This window comes from uncultured Actinomyces sp. (assembly GCA_900541895.1).
GTDB lineage: Bacteria > Actinomycetota > Actinomycetes > Actinomycetales > Actinomycetaceae > Pauljensenia.
In genome coordinates, this window is record UWSI01000021.1 from 12596 (window position 1) to 29204 (window position 16609).

The 16609-nt window shown below is 52.7% G+C and carries 15 protein-coding genes and 1 riboswitch; all 15 genes read right to left on the reverse strand.

Annotated features, from left to right (window positions below; all coding sequences use genetic code 11):
* Positions 1–55: 55 nt before the first annotated feature.
* Positions 56–2791, reverse strand: a complete 2736-nt coding sequence (locus QZR18_RS06150; protein ID WP_295910671.1) for an RNA helicase — start codon at positions 2789–2791, stop codon at positions 56–58.
* Positions 2788–3762, reverse strand: a complete 975-nt coding sequence (locus tag QZR18_RS06155) for a YafY family protein (protein WP_178706520.1) — start codon at positions 3760–3762, stop codon at positions 2788–2790. Before QZR18_RS06155 ends, QZR18_RS06150 begins: the two co-directional genes overlap by 4 nt.
* On the reverse strand, positions 3755–4672 hold the full coding sequence (locus QZR18_RS06160; RefSeq protein WP_178706523.1) for a YafY family protein: 918 nt from the start codon (positions 4670–4672) through the stop codon (positions 3755–3757). The genes QZR18_RS06155 and QZR18_RS06160 overlap by 8 nt, the downstream gene beginning before the upstream one ends.
* A 194-nt stretch (positions 4673–4866) precedes the next feature.
* Positions 4867–5859 carry an ABC transporter substrate-binding protein gene (locus QZR18_RS06165; RefSeq protein ID WP_178706525.1) on the reverse strand — a complete coding sequence of 331 codons (993 nt, stop codon included), beginning with the start codon at positions 5857–5859 and terminating at the stop codon, positions 4867–4869.
* A 25-nt stretch (positions 5860–5884) separates the two neighbouring features.
* Positions 5885–6655: an ABC transporter permease gene (locus tag QZR18_RS06170; protein ID WP_178706528.1), complete on the reverse strand. Its 771-nt coding sequence runs from the start codon at positions 6653–6655 to the stop codon at positions 5885–5887.
* A gap of 56 nt (positions 6656–6711) precedes the next feature.
* Positions 6712–6836: riboswitch (FMN riboswitch) on the reverse strand.
* Between the two features lie 34 nt (positions 6837–6870).
* Positions 6871–7536 (reverse strand): ribulose-phosphate 3-epimerase, encoded by a 666-nt coding sequence (gene rpe / locus QZR18_RS06175; protein ID WP_019126030.1) that lies wholly within the window; start codon positions 7534–7536, stop codon positions 6871–6873.
* On the reverse strand, positions 7533–9008 hold the full coding sequence (locus QZR18_RS06180; RefSeq protein WP_178706531.1) for a transcription antitermination factor NusB: 1476 nt from the start codon (positions 9006–9008) through the stop codon (positions 7533–7535). The genes rpe and QZR18_RS06180 overlap by 4 nt, the downstream gene beginning before the upstream one ends.
* Positions 9008–9952 carry a methionyl-tRNA formyltransferase gene (gene fmt, locus QZR18_RS06185; RefSeq protein WP_178706534.1) on the reverse strand — a complete coding sequence of 315 codons (945 nt, stop codon included), beginning with the start codon at positions 9950–9952 and terminating at the stop codon, positions 9008–9010. Before fmt ends, QZR18_RS06180 begins: the two co-directional genes overlap by 1 nt.
* A gap of 21 nt (positions 9953–9973) precedes the next feature.
* Positions 9974–11935, reverse strand: a complete 1962-nt coding sequence (locus QZR18_RS06190) for a primosomal protein (RefSeq protein WP_295910673.1) — start codon at positions 11933–11935, stop codon at positions 9974–9976.
* A 61-nt stretch (positions 11936–11996) separates the two neighbouring features.
* Positions 11997–12599: a vitamin K epoxide reductase family protein gene (locus QZR18_RS06195; protein WP_178706540.1), complete on the reverse strand. Its 603-nt coding sequence runs from the start codon at positions 12597–12599 to the stop codon at positions 11997–11999.
* The gene (metK, locus tag QZR18_RS06200; protein ID WP_178706543.1) at positions 12596–13792 is read right to left on the reverse strand and encodes a methionine adenosyltransferase; all 1197 of its coding nucleotides are present in this window, start codon (positions 13790–13792) and stop codon (positions 12596–12598) included. The genes QZR18_RS06195 and metK overlap by 4 nt, the downstream gene beginning before the upstream one ends.
* Complete coding sequence (gene coaBC, locus QZR18_RS06205; RefSeq protein ID WP_178706546.1) at positions 13789–15027, reverse strand: bifunctional phosphopantothenoylcysteine decarboxylase/phosphopantothenate--cysteine ligase CoaBC; 1239 nt, start codon at positions 15025–15027, stop codon at positions 13789–13791. The genes metK and coaBC overlap by 4 nt, the downstream gene beginning before the upstream one ends.
* Positions 15005–15271 (reverse strand): DNA-directed RNA polymerase subunit omega, encoded by a 267-nt coding sequence (gene rpoZ / locus QZR18_RS06210; protein ID WP_009409401.1) that lies wholly within the window; start codon positions 15269–15271, stop codon positions 15005–15007. Before rpoZ ends, coaBC begins: the two co-directional genes overlap by 23 nt.
* Positions 15272–15308: 37 nt before the next feature.
* Complete coding sequence (gene gmk / locus QZR18_RS06215) at positions 15309–15866, reverse strand: guanylate kinase (protein ID WP_178706549.1); 558 nt, start codon at positions 15864–15866, stop codon at positions 15309–15311.
* A 31-nt stretch (positions 15867–15897) separates the two neighbouring features.
* Positions 15898–16209 (reverse strand): integration host factor, actinobacterial type, encoded by a 312-nt coding sequence (gene mihF / locus QZR18_RS06220; protein ID WP_009409399.1) that lies wholly within the window; start codon positions 16207–16209, stop codon positions 15898–15900.
* Positions 16210–16609 lie beyond the last annotated feature (400 nt).

Genomic DNA, 16609 nt, shown 5'->3' on the forward strand with positions numbered 1-16609 from the left:
AGGTCAATAGCTGTGCCTTTGAGGCCTCGTTTTAGCCTTTTCTGAGGGCCCGCGCTTACTCTCCTTCCCAAGAGACAACTCCTCTCAGAATCAGTCGACGCGCCTGACGAGCGACCGTTGAAGTTTCTGAAGTGGCAACATGGGCAATCTGGTCAAGAAGATCTACTACCTGCCGAATCCAACGAACAAAATCACCTGCAAGAAGGGACGTTCCCCAGATGGCCGTCGTCAAAGTTGCCCCATTCGCCCATGCCATCACTGCCTGCGCAAGCCCTGGATCGAGCTCTGGAGATTGAGGAACCCCAACACTCTTCTCCACTGATATCACCGCCTGTGACAACGCAAGAGTTCCTTCCCACGCCTGCGCCAAGGCGTCCGATGCAGCTGTCCAGGGTTCAACAGCAGCTGATTCTTCGCCTCGAGATTGATAAACACAAGTAGAAACAATTGCAGCGAGTTCGGGGGCCGAAAGATGGTCCCACACACCACGTCTAAGTGCTTCAACAACGATCAGATCACGATCGCCAAAAATCCGACGCAGCAGTTGTCCAGAATCTGTCACAAGATCGTTTTTCAGAAACCCCATTCGATCAAGAACTTCGCATACTCGATCAAATTGTTGTGCAACCGAGTTTGTGCGTCCATCGATTCGTTTGAGAAGCTTCTCGTACTCAGCATTCTTTCGCGCCCAGGTGTGACCGGCACGTGCATGCTCCTCACGATGCGGGCACGAATGTACGGGATGCAACTTAATAGCCATGCGAAGTTGCGAAATCTCCGCATCAATCGGCAGCGAATCAAGAGCTTTCCTTCCCCCAACGCGCTCAGATCGAAGGGTCCGGATCCGCTGTGCCCATTCCTCACGTCCACGGTGACGTCGTAAGGCCTCGGAGGGAGGAACGCGAAGGTGCGCAACAAGCTCAAGTGCACCCGAAAAGTCATCTACGCTCAGAGTATGCAACCTAGCATCGGCACCCAGAGTACGAAGCAGCGGGCGAAGGCCAGCGGAGTGCTGAATCTCCAAGAGCAGGTAACGATGCGCTTTCCGCTTAGTACCAATGTCGAAGACCTGCCCGGGCTTCAGCGAACGGAAAACCTCCTGATCCTGCTGCTTTCGCTGGAGGCTACGCTCTCGTGAGGCTTCTTTCTCCATTCGTGCGAGCCGATCACGCATGGAGAAATACTCTTGAGCGTTCCCACGTGAACAATCGACTCCCTCTCCCAGGGAATCCAATTCACGTTCTAAAGCGCGTGCGCTTTGGGCGAGATGGACGACCGAAGAATCGGCTTGGAATTGTGCAAAAGAAGAGTCTAAAACCTTGCGCGTCGCTTTACGCGTCGAATGCGCAAGAAGATTGACAACCATGTTGTAGGTCGGATGGAAAGCGCTCACCAGTGGGTATGTTCGTTTCGAGGCTAAAGCGGCAACTTCCTCGGGGGCGATATCCCTACGTCCGCTGACAACCACGTGGCCTTCAATATCAATACCGCGTCGCCCCGCACGTCCAGATAACTGCGTAAACTCACCGGCAGATAAGCGTACGTGTTCGACACCATTCCATTTCTGGAGTGACTCAATAACCACCGAGCGCGCAGGCATGTTAATTCCCAGCGCAAGTGTTTCTGTCGCATAGACAAGACGAATAAGTCCCATTGAGAACAGCTTTTCAACGGTTTCTTTCATCAGGGGCAGCAAACCCGCGTGGTGAGCCGCAATGCCTCGTTCCAGAGCTTTAATCCAAGAGTCAATACCTAAAACTGCATAATCTTCGGGAGGAATCAATGCTGTGGCTTCCTCTGCGATACGCCGGATCTGCTCTGCCTGCGATCGGTTCGTTAAAGTGACACCCGAGGCGATCACTTCACGAACAGCATCTTCACACCCAGCCCGCGAGAAGATAAAAACGATTGCGGGAAGCAACTTCGCACGATCGAGAGTAATAACAGTCGCTGGACGCGAACGGAAACGCCGTTGATGAGCACGTCGACCTTGCGGTGAGCAAGCATAGAGCAGTTCTGGGTTCAAACGCTGAGAGCGTCCAGCGCCTCGCCGTGATGGCGCGTAGACGTCGTAGAGCTCTCCATCAACAAGCATGTGTTGAAATAGAGGGACCGGCCGGGTCTCGGAAATAATGACATCGCAAGAACCTCGAACTTGTCCTATCCATTCTCCGAATTCTTCGGCGTTCGACACTGTCGCTGAAAGAGCAATAACCTTTGTATGCTGCGGAAGATGGATCAGCACTTCTTCCCAGACGGGTCCACGAAAACGATCGGCTAGATAATGAACTTCATCCAGTACAACGTGACTCAAGTTGCTGAGGTCTGCTCCCATATAAATCATATTGCGCAGGACCTCAGTAGTCATGACGATAATGGGAGCATCAGGATTAATCGAGGTGTCCCCAGTTAAAAGACCAACGCGCGCTTCGCCGTAGCGCTTCTGAAAATCAGTAAACTTCTGATTCGATAACGCCTTAATTGGCGTTGTGTAGAAGGCACGTGAACCCGTCGAAAGCGAGAGCGCGACAGCAAATTCACCCACAACTGTCTTTCCCGCACCCGTAGGTGCTGCTACTAGCACACTGTGGCCAGCTTCTAAAGCATCCATTGCTTGGATTTGAAAGTCATCAGGAGTAAAGCTCAAGCCCTCTACGTAGCGGCTTCTAAAAGATCGATCAATCTTTTGCTGCTGTCGAAACCGGGCCATCCCCTCTGCTGGTGCCCAAGAAGATTCTTGTGGCTCAGCGGCATCCATACTCGCGCGGCGTCTCTTTCGCTTTGGGCTCACGCCTCGCTCCTCATCATCTTGGCCTCTTCCCAAATCTCCATCGCGCTTTGAGCATAATCACTGACGCGCTGCATCCACTCCGACGGACATTCAATAATATCGGCCGAAATGTCACACAGCAGCGCAAGGATCCACTTCTCGTTCCAAATAGGCAAGGAACAGGTAATCGCCTGCGCATCTTCAGAAATCAAAGTACATTCGAAGTCCTCGCAGATCCATCGCGCATGAGAAGAGACAGTCAGCGTCAACGTCGAGGGATCGGGCTCCGAAGGAATTGATACCCTCGCATGCTTCTCGCCGATAGCAAGATTATTCATCCGATCTACGCGATAGCTCCTGTGAGTTTCCCGAATCGGATCCCATGCATCAAGAATCCAACCGGTACTCAAGTGTTTGAGTCCACGCGGATAGACGCGACGCGTATTAGTGTCATTAACACCTCGGTAGTCAAAAGACACCTCGCGCTTCTCATCGATTGCGTACCGCAGATTAATAACGTGTTGAGCGTTGATCTCTTCCTGTAGCTCAGAAGGGTTCGAGCTTTCCTGCTCAAGTTGAATGACCTCTCGGCCGCCTCGGGTGTCTCCCCCCTCGTGGCCTGCACGAGAGGCAAGTTTTGCGCCAGCACTGAGCAAAACCTCATCCTCAGACTCACTGAGGTAAGGCGCAAGTGCGCGCAGGGCAACGAGGAGAGCTGCGGCCTCGGCAGGGGTAAGTTTGGGGAGAGAAGGGGTCTGACTTCCGCGAAGAACGACCACTCCCTCTGTCTCATACAGATCCCAATCCAGCCCATAGGACCGATCAATCATCGAGTCGCCGATTTGCCCCATGTACTCTAAATCGCGGCGAACTTGGCGTGAACTTCGGCCAAAATGCTGAGCGATCTGACGTACATTCTGTCCGGGGTTATCCATAATCCACGAGGCCATGGCGAGTATCCGTGCAACCTGAACTGGAGCTTCTTCAGGCATTTTCGCCCCAGTTCAGAAACAGCGCACTGTGGAGTTTGTTCTGTAAATCCGAAGCAAACTCATTCGGTTCGATCGGGACAATATCGTGGGCGTGAGACAAAATGAAATGGGTCCAAAAACTATAAGGAGCAAGGTGGCCACGGAAGCGTTGCCATTGCTCCGTACCTGCCCCCATAGCGCTATCATCGCGCAGTGCACTCTTCCACGCCTCACTTCCTACTCTGGCGAAGAAGCTCGGCTCAAGTGGACGTGAAATACCGATCGTCGGACGGTCAGAAGGGCGGGGATAAGCATCGCCGGGCTCTCCAAGCACCTCAATCGGAGGCAGAATACGCGAAAGTCTGAAACTGCGTTCATCGCCTCGGTCAAGGTCATAGCCCTGAAGATAAATTGCTGAACCAGAAATGAGGAGATTCCATGGCTCTACAGCGCGATTATCGGTTCCCCTCGGGCTTCTATATGCAAAAGAAACAACGCTTGCCGAGGTGATCGCTTGAAACAATGGAAGGACATGTTCAGCGCCCGAAAGATGAAAATCAATCGAAGACTTACGATTTGCTACGGAAGTTGCGCGTAACTTTGTAGAGGCGAGCTCGGTTGTTGATGGATCATTCCATGCTGTCGAGGCAAGGTCGAGCAAGGAAACTTCTTCGGGTGAAAGCTTAAGCAGCTCGGGATCTGACCGATGTAAGCGGTAAATGAGCTCATCTCCACGCGGTTTAACATCAATGTCAACACCGATTTTTTTAAGAGTCTCTTTATCGCGAGTGAAAGCTGAATCAAACGCAGTGTCGCTCAGTTTTCGGTAATGCGTCAGTCTACGAATCTGGGAACGCGAACGTCCGCGTTCTGCATAGGTGAGTTCAAAGAGCAGGTCGAGGATACGCACGCTTGTATCGTTGCTCTCCACAATGCCCCCTCCTTGTGACAAAATTGATGCACGCTTTAGCCTAGTGCGCGAAAGACCTTGCAGCTACTAAACACACTGTTCACCAATACACGCGGAGAACACAATGCGTATTCTTTTTACGAATTACGAAAATAGTGATTCCCTCAGCCCGAATCTGTCCAAGCTGAGGGAATCACTCTCTTAAAGCCGCAAAATTATGACTGTGGGATGTAATCGTTTGTCATCACTTGATCAAGAGTGACTTCATGCTCAAGAAGCCCCGAATTTGACGACATGAAGTTGATCATCTCTTGCCAACGGTTTTGATCTTGTTCCAATGAAACCTTCGAATTCGCTCCCAAAATCAGTAGATTCGTCGCATTGAGAATCTGGGTGGCTGTGGAGCGCGTTTTATCATCAGTCAGGGTAGTATCGCGCTTCTCAGTGGCAGCAAATGCTTGATCTGGATGCTCGACCGCAGCTGTCATCCCCTGTTGTGTTGCGTGAAGAATTTTCTTCAGCTTTTCAGGATTTTCCTTCGCCCACGTCGATGTCGTAACCAGGGAAGCCGAAACTAAAGGAATGGTGCAATCACAGTCAACAACACGAGCGTCGACGCCAGCAGCTGAAAGCTGAACAGCATCGTTGTTTGCAAAGCCCACAACTGCATCAACGTCTTTATTATTCAATGCAGAAACTTGGGTATAGCCAATGGATACAACACTGATATCAGACGTCGTCATATGAGCACTAGCTAAATACGCTTGAAGGGCAAGCCATGAAGATCCGTATTCTCCAGGAATTCCTACTTTCTTCCCCTTCAAGTCACTGACGCTCTTGATTCCGGTATCGGCGCGGGTCAAGATCACATTGGGCTGCTCACGGTAGTATTGGCCCACCGAAATGACATCCATGCCTTGTGATCTGGCCTGGACAACTTCGTCGCCCGTCGCGAGCACGAGCTGTTCTTGCCCGCTCACAAGAGCGGTAAATACTCCTTCATCATTCCCGTGATGACGGATATCGACCTTTACTCCTTCCTTGGAGTAATCGCCATTGTCCTCGGCAAGGTAAACACCGGAGAACTGAACATTTGGCACATAGGTCAAACCAATAACGGTCGTGTCAGATGATGAGGTGCTGGAGCAACCACTCATCACGAATACTGCCGTAAGTAGACCGGCAATTCCACGAACAATAGGACGCATAATGCTCTCCAATAGTATGTCGCACCTAGTCGGTTTCAACCATCACGCGTGAGCGCTTTTCCCATGCGGACATGAGTGTGTAGATGACAACTGCCTGTATACACAGGAGGAGGATCACAACAAACATTCCCGCCGTATCGACATTCGTGCGCATCTGAGAAAGGAGCATTCCCAGACCCTTTCCTCCCATCACCATTTCCCCGACGACAGCACCGGTAATGGACAGAGTAAAGCCATTGCGAATACCGGCAAGAATCGCCGGTGATGCAAGTGGAATCTCGATCTTAACTGCCATCGTGATCCCTGCTGCCCCGTCAAGCTGTGCCGCCTCGCATACTTGGCGATCCAAGGAGCGTAAGCCAACTAGGGAGGAGATGAGAATGGGGAAGAAAGCAATCAATGCGCAGAGCATCGAAATTGGAATCAACCCGTAGCCGAACCAGAGGACCAAAAATGGTGCCAAGGCAACGGCGGGTAAAGCCTGCGAGGCCCCTAAAAGCGGCTCAATTGCCTCGGCGATGGTACGGAAACGGAAAATCAGGTAGCTCAACGGAAGTGCAACGCACACACCAATGAATCCACCGACTAGGGCCTCGACTCCGGTTCGCGCGAAAGCGAGCCAAAGCGAAGGCTGTTGAACAAGGGAGTATCCTCGGGCGAGGACGGCGTACGGCGAAGGAAGACGCCACGCTTGAATCCCGCTAAATGCGGTGATCGCCCACCAGAAGAATACTGAGCAGACGATGACAATAAGCGGGGCGATAACAGTGAAGCGGCGAGGTGCTCGACGGCTCACGGTAATCCTTCCCGCACTTCGAGCTATGCAGCCGCTCAGCAGACACTAGGTCCACTCAACTACTTCTCCCATCCAGGCTTTAACTGTCGGTACTGGAATCACACCAGTTCAACCGCATCGAATGATGCGGGTCGCGGACTTTCACCGCCGGCTCGGACTTACACCGACCCCGAAGTACATAGTTATTCTGGCACGCACAGAGGCCAGTGTCATCTTCAGTGCATGTGCGATTGCGCAAGAGATCGCAGTGTTGCGATTTCTTCAAACGCGTCGTCGGCACGAAAGATTGCCGACCCTGCAACAAAATTTGTTGCGCCCGCATCTGCTGCGCGCTCAATAGTCTTACGCGAGACTCCCCCATCTACTTGAATCGAGATATCCAAAGATGCGGAGGCAATCGCGTCCCGCGTTCGTTGGATCTTTGGAAGCATCGATTCAAGGAAACTTTGCCCGCCAAAACCTGGTTCAACCGTCATAATCAAGATCATGTCGAACTCCGGCAAAATATCGACGTAGGGTGCGATGTCTGTCGAAGGCTTGAGTGCAAGAGCAGCGCGGGCACCCAGACGTCGAATTTCCCGGGCGGTGCGGATCGGCGCGGAAGCTGCCTCGGCATGGAAGGTAACCGACGCACAACCGGCTTCAGCGTACGCAGGTGCCCACCGATCTGGATCTTCAATCATCAGGTGAGCATCGATGGGCAAGATGCCAGTGTTTACACAGGCCTCGACGACGGGAAGACCCCACGTGAGGTTGGGGACAAAGTGATTATCCATGACATCGACATGAGCGATATCAGCACTGGAAATCTTTTTCAGTTCGTCCTCAAGTCTGGCTATATCGCAATTAAGGATCGAAGGCGAAATAAGCGGCGTGGTCATGAGAGCTCCTGAGCTACTGGAAGTTTTCTGAGCGCAGCGATAAACATAAGATCAGTTTCGTTACGGTGTTCCCATAGCTGAATTGTTCGAGCAGCAATTCCTTTTGCTTGCGGAAGGTTAAGGGGCTTCGGAGTAATTTGCGCAGCCACAGGACGCAAATCCACTAGTTCGACACGTCCCGAGGCGAGAACGCGTGAAATCTGATCAAGAGTTTCCTGAACGACCGGCGAGCAGGTGATGTAAACCATCACTCCCCCAGGCCTGGTCAATTCGATTCCTCGATCGAGTAGTTCCGCCTGAAGGGTAACCAGCTGCGAGACGTCATCTGGATTTCTGCGCCAACGCGATTCCGGCCGACGCCGCATCGATCCAAGGCCAGAACAGGGTGCATCGATAATCACCCGGTCGAAAGACTCTAAAGCCCAACGCGTACCCTCACCGCCAAAGCGTGTTCCATCAGAGCACACCACTTCAGTGTTATCAAGGTGTTCAAGGGTCTTTTCGACGAGGCGCGCTCGATGAGAGTGCACCTCGTTGGCGATGAGTTGAGCGCCTCGTTCAACGCCTAGTGAAGCGACCAGTGCCGCTTTACCTCCGGGACCTGCGCAAAGGTCGAGCCAGTTCTGATCTTTCCCCGCGACAGGGACTTGAGCTGCCAAAATCCCGGCTAGTTGAGAACCCTCATCCTGAACAGCTGCTCGTCTCTGCCTGATTGCAGGGATACGGGCAGGATCCCCGGACTCAAGAAGAACAGCGTAGGGAGATACCTCGCCATCAGCGATGCGAGTGTGCAGGTAATCGAGACATTGATCGGCAAGTTCATCAACCTCAATGAGGCTTGGGCGTGCGACAAGAGAAACGTAGGGTGCCTGGTTGTTAGCAGCCAAAAGCTCCGCAATCTCTTCGCTGGAACAACCATTGGCTACGAGCGCACGACTATATTCTTCGACCATCCATTGTGGATGAGAGTATTCGATCGCCAGGCGCTGCGAATCCGGAAGTTCATTCAAAGCTTCCTGCCTTGCCTCTTCACCTTCACGGATCACAGAACGCAAAACAGCATTAATGAACTTTGCTGGACCAGCACTGAGATACTGCCGCGCAAGATCGACGGTTTGAGAAACCGCGGCATGGTCGGGAACTCGCATGCGCAGCAACTGATAAACGCCAAGACGCAAGATATCAATGATGCCGCCTTCAATATCGGAAAGCGGACGTGAAGAGTTTCGAGAGATCACCCAATCAAGGAATCCCTGTTCGCGTAGGGTACCGTAGGTGAGTTCGACAGCGAAAGCGCGATCACGTTGATCTAGATGCGCGTGTCCTTCAAAAGATTTCAGAACTTTTGGAAGAACCAGATTCGCGTAGGCATCCTCATTGCGTACCAATGTGAGGACCTCGTAGGCAACCTGACGCGCGGGGTCTGCTTCGCGGAAGGAACGATATCCATCGGAATAACGGTGAGTTGCCATCAGAGCACTAACCCTTCACCGAGTCGGGCATCACTGTCCAATCGCGCACCGCGTGCCCATGCAGCTGCATCCATCCATTTCTTACCGGCGGGAGCAACCTGACCAAGCTCAAGACAGAAGTCCGTACAACCAACAAGGACGCTTTTCTTCGAAACGATGAGACGGCCGGGAGCGGGGGTTGGAACATCGGTCAAAGAAACCTTACCTAGCTTGAGGCGCTGCCCGCGAAACTCTGTATATGCACCTGGGCTGGGAATCACTGCGCGGATTCTCAGCCAAGTCTGGTGGGCGCTCTCATCAAAGGAGATGGCACCATCACTGGGCTCCAAGCGTCGGGCATAGCTGAGTTCCACACCCGCAGGAACGACTTGTGGTTGTGCAAGAGCTTGACCAGCTTCAATCGCATTTACCACATCAACAACTTGCTGAGCGCCTAAACGCGCCATTTCATCGAGGAGCTCACCACTGGTCTGATCGGTGATCTCAACCTTCCGGCGGGAAAAAACGGGCCCCGTATCCAATCCCTCTTCTAGCTGGAAAACGCTAGATGCAGTTTCACTCAGTCCCGAAAGGATTGCCCACTGCACGGGAGCTGCACCACGGAAGAAAGGAAGATCAGAGAAGTGAAGATTGAGCCAACCATGTGGAAGAGCTTCAAGCACACGCAGGGGAATCAAAGCGCCATAGGCAACGACTACTGCGATGTCAGCATTCCACGCACGAATGCGGTCTAAGGCCTCGTCACCTTTAAGAGAGGAGGTTTCAAAGAGATCGATTCCAGCTTCACTTGCACGCAGCGCAATGGGTGATGGCACTAGACGACGTCCTCGACCGCTCTTCGCTGGAGGACGAGTAATAACACCAACGACATCATGCGGTGACGAGATCAGGGCTTCAAGGGTCGGTAACGCCGGCTCAGGGGTACCTGCAAAAACAATACGCACGCTCATAGTGTATCGGCTTGTCTAGAACAGCTCAGGAGGATTCAAGGTGAGGCGCAGTGGATAGCGTTTACGAGCCGAACGCACACCATTGCGTTCGCGAAGTACTTGTGCCAGCTGAGGATAATCAGCCGTCGCACAGCGAATAAGAGCGCGCCGGTCGTCCGGACGATGACCAATTTTTCCAACCGAAGGCGCATCGACAATACCGATTAGCTCCGCTGGCAGATCCTGACAAAAAGCATTTACTTGGTCAAGAGGTCCGTCGATTGCAACGATTGATGCAGTTGGTGGGAAACGAAGAACCTTGCGCTCATCAAGAAGCTGCTGAATGTAGTCTTCGGGACTCCATCGAATGAGCGCCTGCGCAAGCGCGTGTTCAACCCCAGCAGAGACCCATATTCGACCGTGAGGACGGGCCAGTGCGCCGGCATTCAGCCACCTGCGCAGCGCTTCTTCTGGCGCCCACATCTCAGGCCTCGAGGCAAGCGCTGCAGCCGAGGAGATAATCACCGCCGCGTAGCCATCCTGAGCTTTGGGCTCCACGCCAGGAGTCGCGACAACTATTCGAGCTTCGGGACCCACACTCAGGCGCGTTTCGTCATCCGCCCGAGCTACAGTTAGGGGGATTTGGGGGAAAGAACGACCGATTTCTTCACCGATGCGCTCAGAGCCAAGACGCCACCATTTTAGGCTTGTCCCCTGGCATTTAAGGCATGACCAATTCTCGGTTGTGCGCTCACACCATGAACACACTATTGAATGGTCAGCCTCTAAATGGAGCGGTCCTGAGCAGTATTCGCAACGGGCAGGCCTTGCGCAGCGAGAACAACCGACAACAGGGATATATCCCGAATGCGCAGAAAGAACGAGAACGGGCCCCTCTTTCAATCCTGTACGGATACAGGAGAATGCATCCGGTGGCAGATAAGTAAATGCTGATTTTCCTTGCCGTTCTTGGTCAAAAGAATCAGCAACGACAAAGCGCCCCGTCGATGCACGCAATACCTCGCGTTGCGGGGTCAGAGAAATAGCCCAGGAACGTTCGACAAGATACTGCGCTTTGACCGAGCGAGAATAACCTCCAACAGCAAGAGCAACATGTTCCAGATGCGAACGTGCAACCGCCACGTCCAATGCATCAGTGCGCGGAGCGCGCGCTTCACGAAGATGGTCATCCCCATCGCCCCAGAGAACAATCAGCCCGAGATCCTTCATGGGAAGCCACACCGCCGAACGCGTTCCAACGATCGCGCGATGTACCCCCATCTTTGCCTGAAGGTACAAACGGTAGCGCTCACTGGCCGTCTGTTCCGTGCTGTAAACGGGGATCGAGATATCAAAGATCGCGGACAAGGAGGAAGATAGCTCACCGGCAACTCGAGAAGTCGGCACAACAATAAGAGCCGTCTTTCCAGCTTTCTGGACAGAAGAAATGAGATGGGCGATCTCAAATTCTGATCGTCCTGGAATTGATGTCCATACGGCACGCGGGTACTCACCCTGACTGACGTGCCCAAGAAATGCATGGCCAAGTTCAAAAGCCTCCCAGGGATCTCCCTGGGTGACCTTCAGCTGTGTAGGTTCCGAGTGCATTGCTTCTTCCTCGACCCGTGCGCGCCTTGGAGGAACGGCAATTCCTAAGACCGTAGAAGCGGTTGAGAGAAAACGCTTGCCGACGTATGCGGCTAATTCAAAAGTCTTCGGCGAAACGACTGAAATAGTCGAAACAACATCGATAATTTCACGGATTGCAGGACTGATATCACTGCGTTTTTCACACGAGACGACCCATCCAATTCTTTTTCGCCCTGCAAGAGGTACTTGCACGATAAATCCGGCAAGATCTATCGATTCCCATTGGACGGGAACAAGATAGTCCAGCGGGTAATCAAGGTGTGGAAGGTCGGAATCAACATAGACGTGCGCAATCAACCGTGGCACGTCACGGTCTGATTCAAAACCCGGAAGGGGCAACGCATCCATCACCATGCACCTAGTTCAGCACATAGAACCGGCATTTGAAGACCGATTGAGCACCAAATGATCAATTACCGAAAAGTACCGAACCGTATCGCACAACGATCATCGCAAGAACAGCGGCAATAACGAGGACGACTACCAGCCAGTCTCCACCGGCCTTCATCACAGACCTCCACCATGCAGGTGCGGGGAGCACTCCCTGAGAAATGCATACTCGTGTAAGTCCAAACCACACAAGCGTCGTCGTTATTGTGATGAGTAAACACCATGGACACAACACGTGAATAACAAAATACGACTGTGTGAAGAGCCAATATGCAAAAATCAGACCGATGGTATAGAGAGCTTCAACACCCAGGAAATACCATTTCGGGAAACGTGCCCCTGCAATGAGGGCGAAGGAAACGGTCAAAACAACGGCCTCGAAAAAAATCCCCAAAAAGGCATTCGGGAACCCAAGTACTCGAGCCTGTGGCGTAGCGGCAACCGCCGAACACGACAGAACCGAAGAGACGTCGCAGCTAAATGTTCGTCCCTGATCCGCCGCCAACTGCCATGCCTCAATCGAGAGGACAAAGGAGGCGCACAGACCGATGATCCCCGAAACTGCCATCTCGATGGCGGTTCCGCGGTTTGTCGGGCGGGCGGCGCTGGTGGCAGCACTCATTGAAGAGTTTCCTGGAGTCGAGCAACACGATCAGTCTGCTCCCAGGGGAAAATCGGACGGCCAAAGTGGCCATAAGCAGCGGTTTTTGCGTAAATCGGACGGAGAAGATCAAGGTCTTCGATGATTCCCGCGGGGCGAAGATCAAAGCATCGGGTGATGGCATCGGTAAGAACGTCATCACTCACGGTTCCGGTACCAAAGGTCTCGACATAAAGCCCGACTGGATGCGCGCGGCCGATTGCGTAGGCCAATTGAATCTCACAGCGTTTCGCATAGCCCGCCGCAACGATATTCTTAGCAATCCAACGCGCTGCATATGCGGCCGAGCGGTCGACCTTTGACGGATCTTTACCAGAGAAAGCACCGCCGCCGTGGCGGGCCATACCACCGTAGGTATCAACAATAATCTTGCGTCCGGTCAAACCGGCATCACCAGCAGGGCCACCGATAACAAAGCGCCCAGAAGGGTTAACAAGAAGCTTCATTGTTTCGGTTGAAAGTCCCAAGCCCGTCTCTTCGAGCACAGGAGAAACAACCAACTCACGCAACTGCTCTTCGAGTTCACTCATGCCAAGCTCAGGATCGTGCTGAGTCGAAATGACAAGGGTATCGATCTCGCGAGGAATGCCCTGCTCATCATAAGCAAGAGTGACCTGTGTCTTTCCATCAGGGCGAAGACCGTGAGCGAGTCCTTGATGACGAACAGCAGCAAGACGCTCCGCTAGCTTGTGTGCAAGCCAAATTGGAGCAGGCATCAGATCAGGAGTTTCATCCGAGGCGTAACCAAACATCATGCCCTGGTCGCCCGCGCCCTGAGCCTCACGACGATCATCGTTTGAACCGTCACGCGTCTCCAAAGAGTGATCAACGCCATCGGCGATATCACTACTTTGGGCACCAATAGACACGGAAACACCACAGGAAGCACCGTCAAATCCCATACGGGATGAGTCGTAACCGATCTCGAGGATCTGTTCGCGGACAATCTGCGGAATTTCAACATAGGCGTTGGTCGAAACCTCGCCGGCCACATGAACCAAACCGGTTGTCACCATTGTTTCCACAGCGACGCGCGAATGCGGATCAGCCTCGAGTAGGGCGTCCAAAATCGAGTCAGAAATTCGGTCACAGACCTTATCGGGATGACCTTCTGTTACGGATTCAGAAGTAAAGTACTTACGCAATTTGCTCACGCCTCCATCGTATCGAACCGCTGTGAAATAAGATCAATGAGGATTCGAGCAACATCCGCCTTAGTCCCCCCGCCTTGTGTCACTACGGAGCCCTCTTGGTTGAGAACGTATACATAGTTTGGGACATCACCGAATCCAATATCGGCACCCACTGCATTCACAGCAAGATAGTCCGCACCTTTACGCTTGGCTTTCGCCGCCCCATAGGACAGCACGGTATCTTGATCACCGCTCTCAGCAGCAAACCCAAGGACCACACGAGGGCGGTGAGGAGCCGAACTCACGCTGCGCAGTACATCAGTCGTTTCCGTGAGTTCGATCCGAGGCGGCGCTGATTCATTTTCTTCTTTTTTGATTTTCGAGGCCGAGGCGACCCGTGGGCGGTAGTCAGCAACCGCAGCCGCCATGACCAATGCATCACTGTGCCCAAGATGAGACATCACAGAGTCGTAAACGTCTTGAGCGGAAGGTGCGTCGATCACGCTGCAACCCGGAGGAATAAGGGCAGCTTCAATATTGGAAGTAATTAAAGTAACCTCGGCACCGCGACTGAGGGCCTCACGGGCAATCGCGATTCCCTGTCGACCAGTCGAGCGGTTACCGAGGAAGCGAACTGGATCAATTGCTTCACGTGTACCGCCAGCGGTTATCAGAATTTTCTTTCCCGCAAGGTCACCTGATGCACCAAACGCTCTGCGCACTTCGAATGCAATAACCTCAGGTTCACTCATCCGGCCAGCCCCGTGGTCACCGGAAGCAAGATCCCCATCTTCCGGGCCAACAATGAAATATCCGCGATTTCGAAGGCGGGTAATATTCTCCTGCGTTGCAGCAGCATGCCACATTTGCGTGTGCATGGCAGGTGCAATAATTACAGGGCAATCGCTGGCAAGAACAGTAGTTGTCAAAAGGTCATCGGCCTGACCATTCGCTATCCGAGCAATAACATCAGCGGTAGCGGGTGCAATGACAATAGCGGCACAACCCCGCGCTAACTCGACGTGGTCTGCTCCCCCACCATGAAAAACATCAGTGTTCACGCTCTCGAGGGTGAGCCCTTCCCAGGTTGCTCGCCCAACAAACTCAAGTGAAGAAGGTGTTGGAACAACACGGACACGGTAGCCGTCTCTTTGAAGGATTCTCAAAAGGAAAACGGCTTTATACGCAGCAATGCCCGCTGACACACCGAGAACGATGTGAGCGGGCTGCTGATCAGGCTTGGGGTGCTGACTCAAGGGTCAACAGGCCTTCATCGATTTCGCGTAGTGCAATCGCCAGGGGTTTCTCGTCGACTTCAGTTTCTACAACAGGTCCGACGAACTGGATCATATTCTGTTCAAGCTGGATGTTGTAGGAGTTGATCTGGCGGGCACGACGGGCAGCAAAAATCACCAAGGCATACTTTGAATCGACGTGCTCCAGCAGGTCGTCAATCGGCGGGTAGGTGATGCCTTCGGGCTGCGCAACAATTCCGGACATGCAAATCTCTCCTGATGTAACTGGCAAGAACCGGCTTCTATTCTAGACCCATCACATGGGCTAGTTCATGGACAGCAAGCTCCAAATCATCATTAACGATGGTGACATCAAACTCATCTGCAGCCGCAAGCTCTACCTTTGCAGTACGCAAACGACGCTCTTGTTCAGCAGGGTCTTCGGTACCACGACCGACCAAGCGAGAAACAAGCACTTCCCATGAGGGCGGCGCAATAAAAACAAAGCGAGCATCAGGAAGCGATTCACGAACTTGACGAACACCAGCTACATCAATTTCGAGTAGGAAAGGCACACCCCGTCGAACTGCATCATCTACCGGACCACGCGGTGTTCCGTAATGATATTTTCCGTGAACGAGTGCCCACTCCAGCATCTGTTTGGAATCAATGAGCTGGGTGAACTGATCCTCAGTGACAAAGTGGTAGTGCACTCCGTCGATTTCTCCCGGTCGCGGAGAACGCGTTGTCATCGAAACCGAGAGCTCAACTTCAGGAAATAGTTCACGCAAGCGCGCGATCACAGTCCCCTTACCAACAGCTGTGGGACCTGCAACGACAGTAACCGTAGATGAAGACATGCCTGTATGCTGCCACAGCTGGCTGAAAAGTTCAGCCAAAGCGACGAATCAACTCTTCTCGCTGCACCTGACCAAGACCTCGAACACGCCTTGAAGGCGCAATCTTGATCTCGTTCATCAATGCTTCCGCAGTACTCACACCGACTCGAGGCAGGGCTTCCAGCAAAGAACGCACTTTCATCTTCGCGATTGCATCATCTGTTGCAGCCATGTCGATGACTTCAGACAGAGTAATCTTTCGCGATTTGAGCGCATCCTTCACCTCAGCGCGCCGACGACGAGCGCGCGTCGCCTTCTCAAGAGCCTGGGCTCGCTGTTGCGGAGTCAGATCTGGCAGTGCCATCTCACTACGCTCCTTTTTCTAGATTCCCCTGACAGGAATAAGCATCGCACTATTTTGATAGTTTTTGGTGCAACTGCAACCGACGATGCGCGCTACACGGGCAAAAAGCGAGTGAAGACTCGTTCAAATAATCTCAATACAGATGTGCGATTAAGACGGTTTTTCCTCCCCAGCCGTTTCGCTGCAGTGAAACGGCTGCAATGAATTTTGAAGTAGAAACTGCCTGTGACCTGCAGGGCGGGAAACTATCAGAGCATCGTAAAAACAAACTGAAATCCGTACAGGTGGCTATAGCAGGAATTAAAGAGAAGTGCGAGTGTGAAAAGTTGAAACAACTTCCCCTATTGTTATTTGTGTTAAACATCACAGACTGATTGATGCGGTCGGAGTGTCATAAACG

What these genes read in the sequence shown, in the direction of transcription:
- QZR18_RS06155 (WP_178706520.1), bottom strand. Translation starts at nt 3,762, where the DNA reads ATGCCTGAAGAAGCTCCAGTTCAGGTTGCACGGATACTCGCCATGGCC.
- QZR18_RS06165 (WP_178706525.1), bottom strand. Translation starts at nt 5,859, where the DNA reads ATGCGTCCTATTGTTCGTGGAATTGCCGGTCTACTTACGGCAGTATTC.
- rpe (WP_019126030.1), bottom strand. Translation starts at nt 7,536, where the DNA reads ATGACCACGCCGCTTATTTCGCCTTCGATCCTTAATTGCGATATAGCC.
- QZR18_RS06180 (WP_178706531.1), bottom strand. Translation starts at nt 9,008, where the DNA reads ATGGCAACTCACCGTTATTCCGATGGATATCGTTCCTTCCGCGAAGCA.
- QZR18_RS06190 (WP_295910673.1), bottom strand. Translation starts at nt 11,935, where the DNA reads ATGGATGCGTTGCCCCTTCCGGGTTTTGAATCAGACCGTGACGTGCCA.
- QZR18_RS06195 (WP_178706540.1), bottom strand. Translation starts at nt 12,599, where the DNA reads ATGAGTGCTGCCACCAGCGCCGCCCGCCCGACAAACCGCGGAACCGCC.
- rpoZ (WP_009409401.1), bottom strand. Translation starts at nt 15,271, where the DNA reads ATGTCCGGAATTGTTGCGCAGCCCGAAGGCATCACCTACCCGCCGATT.
- gmk (WP_178706549.1), bottom strand. Translation starts at nt 15,866, where the DNA reads ATGTCTTCATCTACGGTTACTGTCGTTGCAGGTCCCACAGCTGTTGGT.
- mihF (WP_009409399.1), bottom strand. Translation starts at nt 16,209, where the DNA reads ATGGCACTGCCAGATCTGACTCCGCAACAGCGAGCCCAGGCTCTTGAG.